The sequence below is a fragment of the Rickettsia aeschlimannii genome, assembly GCF_047973405.1.
Lineage (GTDB): Bacteria > Pseudomonadota > Alphaproteobacteria > Rickettsiales > Rickettsiaceae > Rickettsia > Rickettsia rickettsii.
This window is the reverse complement of sequence record NZ_JBFQGO010000002.1, coordinates 12,496-24,600: the sequence shown is the minus strand read 5'-3', so window position 1 is coordinate 24,600 and position 12,105 is coordinate 12,496. Positions and strand designations below refer to the sequence as shown.

Sequence of the window (12,105 nt, the reverse complement as noted above, 5' to 3'; positions counted from 1 at the left end):
ATAATATCCTATGAAAAAACTATCATTTCAGCAAATTATTCTGACATTACAAAATTATTGGCAGGATTATGGCTGTGCAATATTGCAGCCTTACGATGCCCATGTTGGAGCCGGTACGTTTCATCCTGCAACTGTGCTTCGCTGCCTTGGTACTAAACCTTGGTCTGTTGCATATGTTCAGCCATCAAGAAGACCAGGGGATAGCAGGTATGGCATGCATCCTAATAGAATGCAGCATTATTATCAGTTTCAAGTTATCTTAAAGCCGTCGCCGGATAATATTCAGGAGTTATATCTTAAAAGCTTAGAATGTTTAGGCATAGATTTAAAAATTCATGATATCAGATTTGTTGAAGATGATTGGGAGTCGCCAACCTTAGGTGCTGCCGGGCTTGGCTGGGAAGTATGGTGTAACGGTATGGAAGTATCGCAATTTACTTATATGCAGCAAATCGGCAGTATTGAATGCCGTCCCGTTGCCGGTGAAATCACTTATGGACTCGATAGGCTTGCTTTATATATTCAAGGTGTTGATGAAGTAAGAGAGCTTGATTGGAACGGGCAAGTAGGCGAAAAAGCTTTAAAATATGGTGAAGTGGATTTCGAAGCTGAACGGCAATTTTCAAAATATAATTTAGAGCTTGCCGATAGTGAAATGTTACTGCGACATTTCAAGGATAGCGAAGACCAGTGTGAGAGATTAATCAAAGCTAATTTACCTATGCCGGCTTATGATGAATGCCTTAAGGCAATTCATGCATTTAATCAACTAAATGCACTTGGAGTAATTAGCGTCACTGAGCGTGCTTCTTATGTTTTAAGAGTGCGTCATTTAGCTAGAATTTGTTGTACAAAATGGTTGGAGATGAACAAGTGAGCGAGTTATTATTAGAGCTATTTAGCGAAGAAATTCCGGCTTTTATGCAAAAAAATGCTGAAGAGGGTTATTTAAATATATTCACGAAAATTTTTGAAGAAAACGAAATATTTGCAAAAGTACAAGTATTCGTGGGACCTCGCAGGATAACGCTGCATGCTACCCATTTGCCAAAGATAACTTTGCCAAAAGAGGAAGAAATTAAAGGACCAAGCATAGAAGCTCCAGAAGCTGCTATTAACGGCTTTTGTAAAGCTCATAATGTTAGTAAATTAGAGCTTTCTACTAAGTTAATTAGTAATCAGCTATATTATTTCTTTGTCAAAAAAACAAAAGAAAGAGAAATAAAAGAGATTTTGCCGGAGATTATTATAGAGGCTATTAATAAATATAGCTGGGCAAAATCGATGTTTTGGGGTGATTACAAAATAAAATGGATTAGACCTCTGCGAAATATTTTATGCATATTTGACGGCGAAATATTACCGATGCAATTTGGGCATTTAACCGCTAATAATATTACGTATGGGCATCGTCTTACTGATAATAAAAAATTAGAAGTAACAGATTTTGAAGATTATAGAAATAAGCTTTTAGAAAATCATGTTATTTTAGAAAGAGCAAAGAGAGAGGTAATAATTGAAACCGGTTTACTAGAACTAGCAAATTCTCATGATTTAATTATAAAAGAAGATAATCGTTTAGTAGAAGAAGTAGCAGGGCTTAGCGAATTTCCTGTTGTACTGCTTGGAAAAATCCCGCAAAAATTTTTAGAGTTACCTAAAGAAGTACTTATTTCTTCAATGCGTACGCATCAGAAATATTTTTGTTTATTTGATAAAACAGGAAATTTCACACCGTATTTTCTCTTTGTCAGTAATGGCAGATTTACAAATGCTAAACTAGTTATTCAAGGTAACGAGAAAGTTCTATCAGCACGTCTTTCGGATGCTTTATATTTTTGTAAGCAGGATATAGCTAAAACTTTAGAATCAAGATTAGGCCAATTAGAAGCTGTAACATTTCATGCAAAGCTTGGTAATTTAAGAGAAAAAATTGAACGCATAACCGATATTTGTAATTATATAGCTCCAAATAATAAGGATTTGATTACATCAGCTAGACTTTGTAAAAGTGATCTTGTTTCTGAGATGGTCGGGGAATTTCCTGATTTACAGGGGATTATGGGTTATTATTATGCAAAACATGAAGGGCTAAATGCAGAAATAGCCGCTGCAATTAGAGACCATTATAAACCGCAAGGTTTGAGCGACAATGTACCAAGCGGAAATGCGGCTTTACTTGCTTTAGCTGATAAGCTAGATAGTTTAGTAGGTTTGATGATAGCAGGAGAAGCACCAACAGGCTCAGGTGATCCATATGCCTTAAGACGTCAAGCTCTTGGTATAATAAGAATAATACTTGAAAATAAATTAGAGCTAAATTTTAATGATTTAATTAGTTTTTCTATAAACTTATATAAAGATTCATCTGATGAAAATAAGAATTTAATAATATCTTTTTTTGAAGAAAGAGCAAAATTTTACTTTAAAAATGACTATGATATTGCGTTAATTAATGCAGTTCTTGATTTAAATTTAGTAGATACAAACTTTAAGCTTGATGCGTTAAAAGAATTTTTAATAGAAGACGCAGGCAAGCAATTATTAAATGCTTACAAACGAGCTAGCAATATAATTGGTGATCAGAAAGTTACCGGCTTAGTTGATGCGAGTCTCTTTAGTACACAACCTGAAAAAGAATTATTTGAAGTAATCCAAAAAGTTTCTCCGCAAATTATAGATAGTATAGCTGATAAAGATTATAAGAAAGCCTTAAATTTATTATCGTCTCTATTAACTCCCATTACTAGCTTTTTTGACAATGTACTCGTTAATGACTCTGATCCAAAGATCGCTCAAAATCGTTTGTCGTTATTACAGAATATTTGCGAATTATTTGATAAAGTAGCTAAGTTTAACCGCTTATGATAAACAAAGCGGTTCAATTTATAAAATCAGGTAAAGTAGTTATTTTCCCGACTGAAACAGTCTATGGGATTGGTGCGGATGCCACAAATAATGAGGCGTGTTTAAAGATTTTTCAGTTCAAAGGGCGCCCTGCTATCAATCCGCTTATCGTGCATGTCTCATCCATAGAGCAAGCAAAGGAAATAGGGGAGTTTAAGGATTTAGCCACAAAAATAGCAGAAAAATTTTGGCCTGGACCATTATCTATAGTTGTCCCTTTAAAAGAGAATGCAAATATTGCCCCTAGCGTAACAGCAGGACTAAATACCATAGCACTTCGGATACCGTCTTATCCTGTAGCGTTAGAGCTTATCAGACAATCAGGCATACCTATAGCTGCCCCAAGTGCTAACCCTGCAAACTATATTAGTCCAACTAACGTTGAGCATGTCACAAAACATTTTAAGGATAATCAGGAAATTTTTATTTTAGCACCTGAAATCTATCAATCTAAATATGGGCTAGAGTCAACGATAATCGATACAACAACTGTTACTCCTACTATTCTTAGAGAAGGGTTTATAACTGCTGAAATTTTAGGAGAAATACTAGGGATAGAAGTTTTAAAAGCATCAGAGACAAGTACTATAAAAGCTCCGGGAATGCTCGCAAAACACTATTCACCAAAAGTATCGGTTAGGCTAAATGCTATAAATTTAGAGGATAAAGAAATCGGATTAAATTTTGGCAATAGCAATCTTACAGGAAGATTCTCATTAAACTTAAGTGTAAAAGGTGACTTTATAGAAGCCGCTGCAAATCTTTATGCTTATTTAAGAATACTTGACGATTATGCTGCATCTCATGATGTAAGAGGTATAGCAGTTAGCCCTATACCTGAAGTGAATATAGGGGCTGCAATTAATGATCGCCTAAAACGTGCTGCAAAATCATAAATTTCGGCATTCTATTCGCCTTAATAGCTTTTTGATGATATTTGGTAATTACATAGTTATCGTGCGGTTTTAAATAATCATTTTTATTTATAATTTCAAAATTACCGTTCTGCTGTATTAACTCTATTGCTTCATAAAAATAATTTTCGATATCGGAAGCAAATACTAAATTACCATTGTCTTTTAGCTTATCTTGTAAAATCTTAAGTCGTTCTTTATTGAAAATACGTTTCTTTTTTTGCTTATTTTTTATCCATGGATCGGGAAATAAAATATAAATTCCATCAAGGCTATTACTTGGTATCTCATTTGATATTAAATCCAAATTATTAGGGAATAATAAAAAATTCGTGATATTTTGTTCGCCTGCAAGCTTTAAAACATTTGCAACTCCGTTTAAATATACCTCTACCCCAATAAAAAGTGCATTAGGATTCATTTTAGCTTGATTAATGAAATGCTCACCCATACCAAAGCCTATCTCAAGAAACACTTTACGTTTTTCATTTATAAGCTTTTCTTTAGAAAATAAATATTTTGGTAGTTCGTTATCTAATAAATTCTGTTGCACTCCTGATAAGCTTTTACCGATACGTCTTGCATATGACCGATTGAGATTAATAGGAGAAAATAATATTACCCTACTGTGGCCTTGTAGATCCTTATAAACGCTTTCAATATTATAACCATGATCTAAGAAAATTTGGGTTACCGCTTCTTCCTGTTTAAACCCTATTTCTAATATAATCTTACCGTTTGGTTTTAAGAATTGTTTGGCATTTTCGGCGATGAGAAAGTAAGCTTGCAGTCCGTCTTTTTCAGCAAATAAAGCAATAGACGGTTCATAATTGATTGTTTCAATTGCCATCTCTGATTTTTCGCTGTGAGCTATATATGGCGGGTTGCTAACGATAAAATCAAATTTCTGAGTTTCAATATTCTCAAACCAATTACTGTGAATAATCTGAATGCGATCCGTTACCTCATATTTTGCCGCATTACTTTTGATAATTTCTATAGCATCAAGACTTATATCGGTCGCAATTACATTAGCATTCGGTAACTCACATAATAGACTGATAGCAATGCAGCCGCTACCTGTGCCAAGTTCTAGGATATTTAAGAATTTGTCATTGCAGTTTTCGCTTATGTCATCCCCGCGAAAGCGAGAATCCAGTTGCTTTTTTTCTGGATTCTCGCTTTCGCGGGGATGACATTGAAATACAACATCCACTAAAACTTCGGTATCGCTTCTTGGAATTAATACATGTTTATTAACAATAAATTCACGTGAGTAAAATTCTTTAACACCTGTAATATATACTATCGGTTCATGCTTTAATCTTCTCTCTAACAGTTTTTCAAAAGCTTCTATCTCGGCTTCATTTAACTGCTCATCAAGGTTAATAAGTAAATACTCAATAGGTTTATTTATAACATGCTGTAGTAAAATTCGTGCTTCTAATTGCGGCGAACTGATACCTATTTTATTTAATTTATCTGTAGCGTTACTAAGAATTTGCTTTATAGAACATTGCATGGAAAGTTTTATTTTCTGCCAAAATTTTTCATTTCTAAAATCTCATCTACACTACCTAGCGGTGCTCGTTTTTTAAGTTCAGTAAATTCACGAAATATATTATTACCAAATTTATTCTTATAATATTCGGGTTCTAGAGTTATAATATCTATTTTAAGATAATTTTTGGTTTTAGGTATTTTAATTATTTTCATAAACCGTTTTATGTTATTATATCACCAATTATTTCTGAATAATATTCATGTTCTATATAGCTATTTTTAAAGCTAAGATTTGCTAATGTTTCTAAATCACAAGTGATTAAAGGTTTTTGTTCGTGTTGATTTTTTAATAAATAAGAACTAGTGTACAACAAAACCAAGCGAACTCTACTTTTATTTGGCCAGCAGTTAGTTTATTTAGTACTTTACCATTTTTCCCATACAAAATAAAGTCAGAAAAAGCACCATATCCTGCTTCGGTAAATTTTATGGGAGCTTTTTTCTCACCTAAAATTTCTTGTTGATTTTTTAAAATATATTCTAAATAAGCTTTAAAATAATGCTTATACTCTTGTCCCTCATATCGTGTACACTTAGTATTTTGATATTTAGATTTTAATTCCTCTAAAGATTCTTGCGGTATTTTTGTGTCTTGATGTCCTATATATATTTTATCTAAAATTTTTTCTCATATTCTTTAATAATATGAGTCATATTTTTTGTTGGAACAGTAATCATATATTCTTTTTTGTTAGGATAAATAATCTCTACACATTTAGCAATAAAACTATAAAGTTTAAGCGAAAGACTTGAATGTTTTTTAGTATTATTTATAGTCATATATTGGAGCTTTTGTTATTCCTATATGTGAAATAAAATTTGCGTTTTGAGAAGTTATCATAGTTATAATCATTTCTACCGATGCTATATCAATACTACTTTTCTGTTCCCATGCTTTATTATAGGTAAAAACTACATATACATCTGTTAAATTTTGGTCATGATATTCTATGCTAGAGTCAAAAGCATCTAGTCCCATAAAAGCTTTTCTATATTCTTTTTTCCCGGACTGGTTTATAAACTCCCCCTGTTTCTTTAAGAAATTTTGCCAAGTAGTTACATTTACTCCATTAACTTTTACCATATAAAAATGTAAATCATCTTCTACTTCATAATGATAAATTTCTGATTTGTGTTTTATATAGCTTTGTAAAAAGATGTTGTAAATTAGAATATTTTTCATCTATTTTACTGAAATCAAATTCAGAGAAAATCCGCAGAGCTTATATTGCATGTCTATATTATCAGGTGTTTTTGCTTCTTTGCATGCGACTTTTATAAATTTATTTAATTGTTCTTCTTGCTCATTAAAATCATTTTTTAAATTCTTCTAAAAATTTTTTTAATAAAATTTCTTTCCTATAATTTGCATCATCAATATACGTATTATTATTAATATCTATACCTGTTTTTAATCTTAGAGAAAGAATTTCATTGACGAATTCAGAAATTTTAATTTCATGTTCTGTACTATATTGGGAAGAGCTAGCAATTTTTATAGATTGCGGTTCAAAAGATAAATTATTACCTAATTTTAAAATAAAATCTTTTACTTCTGGCCAATCTCTATAATTTGATGTATCTAAGGAAATAATTTTGTCTGTGGCGGTACTTAAATCTTGCAGAAAAGTAAAAATCTCTTCTAAGATCACTTTTTGTTTTCTAAGGTTTAAAATACCCTCTTCCATAGAATATAAGGCTTCTTCTTATTTAGCATTAGATTTTTTCATTTTATAAATCTTTTAAATATTAATCCTTAACCTTAATATTATATTAAAAAATTGATATTTTGTCAATTATAAACTAATTATCTTTTCCATATCCCTTGGCAACTCACAAGAAAATTCCATAATCTCATTACTAGTCGGATGAGTAAAACTTAAATACCAAGAATGCAGGGCTTGACGTTTAAAATCAATTAATTTTGCTTTTAGTTCAGGGGGAGAATGAGCAATTTTTCGGTCGTTATTGCCGTAAGTTTGGTCACCGACTACCGAATGCTTTAAATGGCTTAGCTGTACTCTAATTTGGTGAGTTCTACCTGTACTAAGCTTGCACTCCACCATACTAATACTACCTTTATAAAATAATTCTAGAGTCTTATAATGTGTAACGGCTTCTTTGCCGCCATATTTTAATATGGTCATTTTTTGGCGATCGCTTCGGCTGCGACCTATATTATTCTTAATGACTCCTTCTAGCGGATTTATTACTCCCCACACTAACACTTTATATTTCCGTATTACCTGCCTTTGTTCTATCTGATTTGCAAGTAGCATATGTGCTTTATTATTTTTAGCCACTACCATCAAGCCCGTAGTGTCTTTATCTAAACGATGTACTATCCCGGGTCTTTCTGATGAGCCGATATCCGATAAGTTTTTTGTATGATGTAATAAAGCATTAACAAGCGTATCGTCATGATGCCCTGCTCCCGGGTGTACCGTCATACCTGCAGCTTTGTTAATTACTATCAAATCATCGTCTTCATATATTATATCAAGTGCTACATTTGCTGCTGCAATTTTTAGCTCTTCAGGTTCTTTAAAAGAAAATAATATAATATTATTCTCCTTGACCAAAACATCAGGATCAGAAATAATTACATCATTAACTAGTACTTGCGAATCTTTAATAGCTTTTTGGATTTGATTCCTTGAAACATTTTCAAGAAGCGATGATAGAGCTTTATCAAGCCTTATGCCACTTAGTTCGTGTGGTACGGAATATTTTAACATATTTTAATTTTAAGATAATGAATAATACGCTTAAATGGTTAAGTGCAATCGGTGTTGAATATTATTGCCATGAACATCCAACGCAATTAAAGGTACGTAATAATACTGAACTAACTGAAAAGCTACAAGTAAAACTTATGTCTACAAAAGAAACTGCATTCAATATGAATGATAAAGTTCATGATAATATAACCCTAGCAAGATCTCTTGCCGATAAAGCTAATAATATCGAAGAACTAAAAGAATCTCTACTAAATTTTAATGGTTGTGAACTTAAGAAATTTGCTACTAATACGGTTTTCGGTGACGGTAATTTGGAAGCTAAAATTATGTTAATAGGCGAAGCCCCGGGAAGTACTGAAGATTTGAAAGGAATACCTTTTTACGGCGAAAGTGGCAATTTACTTGATAATATGCTACACGCTATCGGAATTTCACGAAAAAATAACGCTTATATTACTAATACGGTATTTTGGCGTCCTCCTGCTAATAGACAGCCGACGTTCGAAGAAGTCGATATTTGTAGACCTTTTGTCGAGAAGCATATCGCTCTTATTAACCCGAAGCTAATTATTCTAGTCGGTAGCACGGCTGCAACTAGCTTACTTGGAAAAAATTCTGGTATTACTAAAATTAGACAAGAATATTATTTTTATACCAATAAATATCTATCCGCTCCTATTCAAACTACGGCAATCTTCCACCCTGCCTATTTACTCCGCCAACCTATGCAAAAACGCACCTCTTGGTATGATTTACTCAAGATTAAGGAGTATTTAGTCAATAATAGACTTCTTGCATAACTTGTACATTAATCTAGTACTCACAGCTTCACGTACTTTTCAAAATAATTTTCTACTGGACAATTAGTCGTATATATGCGACAGTGTAATCATCTCTAGTTAAGCTTAATATGCAAAACACTAAACAAATACAATTTTTATAATAGATATTCTGCTATTAAATGCAGGTAATAAAGATACTCAAGGCAAAGATATTAAAAAAGCCTTAGAAATAATAGAAGAAGTTTATAAACGAAATTGAGGGTATTATATGGAAAGTTTACAGATTATTTAAAAGAAAAATTACAAAATGAGGAAATATTAGTAGGGTATATTAATGAAGCGTTAGAGCAATATTTCGCGGATCATAATAATGAGCTATAATGGCTACTTTAAAAGAAGCCATTTATAGCAAGAGGAGGTATAGAAAAATCTCTAAAGAAGCTCATATAAATAGACAACATATATTATAGAATGTTATCAGTAATCCAAGTGTCGACAATATAGGATCTTTATTAAACGCTTTAGGCTTGCAGTTGCAAGTAGAAGCATGTGCGTTTTAAATTTTCATTAACCTTGCAAGTTGAGCAAGATATCAAAGAAAATTTTTAAATCCTAATAAATCATAATTCATTTCTAATTTCATTAAATTATGGTTATACTTACTGATGTATAAAAATATAAGGTATATCCATATGACCAATGAAAATAATAATGATTCAGAATTTGCTGAATTAAAAATCAGAGGAAAAATATTTAAATTACCTATACTTAAAGCAAGTATCGGTGAGGATGTAATCGATATAAGTAGGGTATCTGCGGAAGCCGATTGCTTTACTTACGACCCGGGTTTTATGTCTACTGCTTCTTGTCAGTCTACTATCACCTATATAGACGGTGATAAAGGAATCTTGCGGCATCGAGGATATGATATTAAAGACTTAGCTGAGAAAAGTGATTTTTTAGAAGTGGCATATTTACTGATTTATGGGGAACTACCAAATGGCGAGCAGTATAATAATTTCACTAAACAGGTTGCTCATCATTCATTAGTGAATGAAAGATTACACTATTTATTTCAAACCTTTTGTAGCTCTTCTCATCCTATGGCTATTATGCTTGCGGCTGTCGGTTCTCTTTCGGCATTTTATCCTGATTTATTGAATTTTAAGGAAGCAGATTACGAACTTACCGCTATTAGAATGATTGCTAAGATACCTACCATCGCCGCAATGTCTTATAAATATTCTATAGGACAACCGTTTATTTATCCTGATAATTCGTTAGATTTTACCGAAAATTTTCTGCATATGATGTTTGCAACGCCTTGTACGAAATATAAAGTAAATCCAATAATAAAAAATGCTCTTAATAAGATATTTATCCTACATGCCGATCATGAGCAGAATGCTTCTACTTCAACAGTCCGAATTGCCGGCTCATCCGGAGCTAACCCTTTTGCTTGTATTAGCACGGGTATTGCCTCACTTTGGGGACCTGCTCACGGCGGGGCTAATGAAGTGGTAATAAATATGCTTAAAGAAATCGGTAGTTCTGAGTATATTCCTAAATATATAGCTAAAGCTAAGGATAAAAATGATCCATTTAGGTTAATGGGTTTTGGTCATCGTGTATATAAAAACTATGACCCGCGTGCCGCAGTACTTAAAGAAACGTGCAAAGAAGTATTAAAGGAACTCGGGCAGCTAGACAACAATCCGCTCTTACAAATAGCAATAGAACTTGAAGCTATCGCTCTTAAAGATGAATATTTTATTGAGAGAAAATTATATCCAAATGTTGATTTTTATTCGGGTATTATCTATAAAGCTATGGGTATACCGTCGCAAATGTTCACGGTACTTTTTGCAATAGCAAGAACCGTAGGCTGGATGGCACAATGGAAAGAAATGCACGAAGACCCTGAACAAAAAATCAGTAGACCTAGACAGCGTTACACCGGTTATGTGCATAGAGAGTATAAGGGTATTCGGGAGAGGTAAACATTGTCGTCATTGCGAGCGACTGTAAGGAGCCTAGCAATCTCAAGAGATTTGATGAGATTGCCACGTCGCTTCGCTCCTTCGCAATGACGTTGAAAATATAAATCATATGCATTTTATTGATGAAGTTAAAATATATATAAAAGGTGGAAACGGTGGCAATGGTTGCGTTAGTTTCCATCGTGAGAAATTTATTGACAGAGGTGGACCGGACGGTGGTGATGGTGGACGTGGCGGTAGTGTTATTTTCAGGAGTAATCACCATCTTAATACGCTAGTAAATTATCGATATAAACAGCATTTTACCGCAGAAAACGGTGAAAACGGTAAAGATTCAAATAGAAGCGGTAAATCAGGAAAATCATTAGTTCTTGATGTCCCGATCGGTACTCAAATCTTTTCCAAGGACGGCAATATATTATTGCATGATTTCACTGTGGATGATCAAAGCTTTGAAATAATTAAAGGAGGAAGTGGCGGTCTTGGTAACAGCCATTTCAAATCGTCGGTTAATCAAGTTCCAAGAAAGCGTACGGAAGGAGAAATTGCCGAAGAAATGTGGATTCATTTAAGTTTAAAACTTCTCTCTGATGTTGGGCTTGTGGGGCTTCCAAATGCCGGTAAATCTACTTTTTTATCCGTTGTAACGGCAGCCAAGCCTAAAATTGCCGATTATCCCTTTACTACTTTAGTGCCGAATCTTGGAGTGGTATATGTTGATGACGAAGAGTTTGTCATAGCCGATATTCCTGGCTTAATTGAGGGGGCTCATCAAGATCACGGACTTGGCGATAAATTCTTAAAGCATATAGAAAGATGTAATGTATTAATACATTTAATAGATGGCTCTAGTAATGATGTAGTTGCAGATTATAATACGGTACGTCTTGAGCTTGAATTATATTCCGATTATCTAAAAAATAAAATCGAAATCATATGTCTTAATAAATGTGATGTTCTCACAGATGAGGAAATACAGGAGAAAATAAATAAGTTGCAGAAAGTTACTAATAAAGAAGTTTTTCCTATCTCTACCTACACTAATGCTGGAGTAAATAAAATAGTTAAACTTGCTTTAGAGACTATAAAAAATCAGGAGTAATACTACTAGGTATTGCCTGCGTGGATACTGAGGATTGCCATTGCGAGGATTCTTGAGATTGCCACGCTCACTAACGTTCGCTCGCAATGACGACTT

General features: G+C 33.2%; 14 protein-coding genes. 7 read left to right on the top strand and 7 right to left on the bottom strand.

The window, feature by feature from the left end; genetic code table 11:
- Positions 1-10: 10 nt before the first annotated feature.
- Genes AB4K15_RS01430 through AB4K15_RS01420 form a run of 3 tightly spaced genes read left to right on the top strand, consistent with a single transcriptional unit; the run spans position 11 to position 3,803 of the window.
- Positions 11-877, top strand: a complete 867-nt coding sequence (locus tag AB4K15_RS01430) for a glycine--tRNA ligase subunit alpha (protein WP_032073697.1) — start codon at positions 11-13, stop codon at positions 875-877.
- Entirely contained in the window at positions 874-2,868 is a 1,995-nt protein-coding gene (gene glyS, locus AB4K15_RS01425; RefSeq protein WP_500224094.1) for a glycine--tRNA ligase subunit beta, read from the top strand. The genes AB4K15_RS01430 and glyS overlap by 4 nt, the downstream gene beginning before the upstream one ends.
- The gene (locus tag AB4K15_RS01420) at positions 2,865-3,803 is read left to right on the top strand and encodes an L-threonylcarbamoyladenylate synthase (protein WP_032073696.1); all 939 of its coding nucleotides are present in this window, start codon (positions 2,865-2,867) and stop codon (positions 3,801-3,803) included. The genes glyS and AB4K15_RS01420 overlap by 4 nt, the downstream gene beginning before the upstream one ends.
- Here the strand turns inward: AB4K15_RS01420 and trmB are convergent.
- The 7 genes from trmB to AB4K15_RS01385 all read right to left on the bottom strand — a co-directional run bounded on the left by trmB (position 3,769) and on the right by AB4K15_RS01385 (position 8,122).
- Positions 3,769-5,343 (bottom strand): bifunctional peptide chain release factor N(5)-glutamine methyltransferase PrmC/tRNA (guanosine(46)-N7)-methyltransferase TrmB, encoded by a 1,575-nt coding sequence (gene trmB, locus AB4K15_RS01415; protein WP_032073695.1) that lies wholly within the window; start codon positions 5,341-5,343, stop codon positions 3,769-3,771. The two genes, AB4K15_RS01420 and trmB, sit on opposite strands and share 35 nt — an antisense overlap.
- An 8-nt stretch (positions 5,344-5,351) precedes the next feature.
- Positions 5,352-5,537: a hypothetical protein gene (locus AB4K15_RS01410; RefSeq protein WP_004997160.1), complete on the bottom strand. Its 186-nt coding sequence runs from the start codon at positions 5,535-5,537 to the stop codon at positions 5,352-5,354.
- An 8-nt stretch (positions 5,538-5,545) separates the two neighbouring features.
- Positions 5,546-5,698 carry a hypothetical protein gene (locus AB4K15_RS01405; RefSeq protein ID WP_500224089.1) on the bottom strand — a complete coding sequence of 51 codons (153 nt, stop codon included), beginning with the start codon at positions 5,696-5,698 and terminating at the stop codon, positions 5,546-5,548.
- A gap of 301 nt (positions 5,699-5,999) precedes the next feature.
- On the bottom strand, positions 6,000-6,164 hold the full coding sequence (locus AB4K15_RS01400) for a hypothetical protein (protein ID WP_500224087.1): 165 nt from the start codon (positions 6,162-6,164) through the stop codon (positions 6,000-6,002).
- Positions 6,151-6,567, bottom strand: a complete 417-nt coding sequence (locus AB4K15_RS01395) for a hypothetical protein (protein WP_500224084.1) — start codon at positions 6,565-6,567, stop codon at positions 6,151-6,153. The genes AB4K15_RS01400 and AB4K15_RS01395 overlap by 14 nt, the downstream gene beginning before the upstream one ends.
- Positions 6,568-6,697: 130 nt before the next feature.
- A complete protein-coding gene (locus AB4K15_RS01390; protein WP_048751030.1) occupies positions 6,698-7,072 on the bottom strand; it encodes a hypothetical protein in 375 nt (124 codons plus the stop codon).
- A gap of 108 nt (positions 7,073-7,180) precedes the next feature.
- Positions 7,181-8,122, bottom strand: a complete 942-nt coding sequence (locus AB4K15_RS01385) for an RluA family pseudouridine synthase (protein WP_032073694.1) — start codon at positions 8,120-8,122, stop codon at positions 7,181-7,183.
- 17 nt (positions 8,123-8,139) lie between these two features.
- On the opposite strand from AB4K15_RS01385, the gene AB4K15_RS01380 reads away from it, so the two are divergent.
- The 4 genes from AB4K15_RS01380 (at position 8,140) to obgE (ending at position 12,009) form a co-directional block, all read left to right on the top strand.
- A complete protein-coding gene (locus AB4K15_RS01380; protein ID WP_032073693.1) occupies positions 8,140-8,925 on the top strand; it encodes a uracil-DNA glycosylase family protein in 786 nt (261 codons plus the stop codon).
- Positions 8,926-9,162: 237 nt separating this feature from the next.
- Positions 9,163-9,288, top strand: coding sequence for a hypothetical protein (locus AB4K15_RS01375; protein ID WP_032073692.1), 126 nt, complete (start codon positions 9,163-9,165; stop codon positions 9,286-9,288).
- Positions 9,289-9,599: 311 nt separating this feature from the next.
- Positions 9,600-10,907: a citrate synthase gene (locus AB4K15_RS01370; RefSeq protein WP_032073691.1), complete on the top strand. Its 1,308-nt coding sequence runs from the start codon at positions 9,600-9,602 to the stop codon at positions 10,905-10,907.
- Positions 10,908-11,016: 109 nt separating this feature from the next.
- Positions 11,017-12,009 (top strand): GTPase ObgE, encoded by a 993-nt coding sequence (obgE, locus tag AB4K15_RS01365; RefSeq protein ID WP_032073690.1) that lies wholly within the window; start codon positions 11,017-11,019, stop codon positions 12,007-12,009.
- The last annotated feature ends 96 nt before the right edge of the window (positions 12,010-12,105 follow it).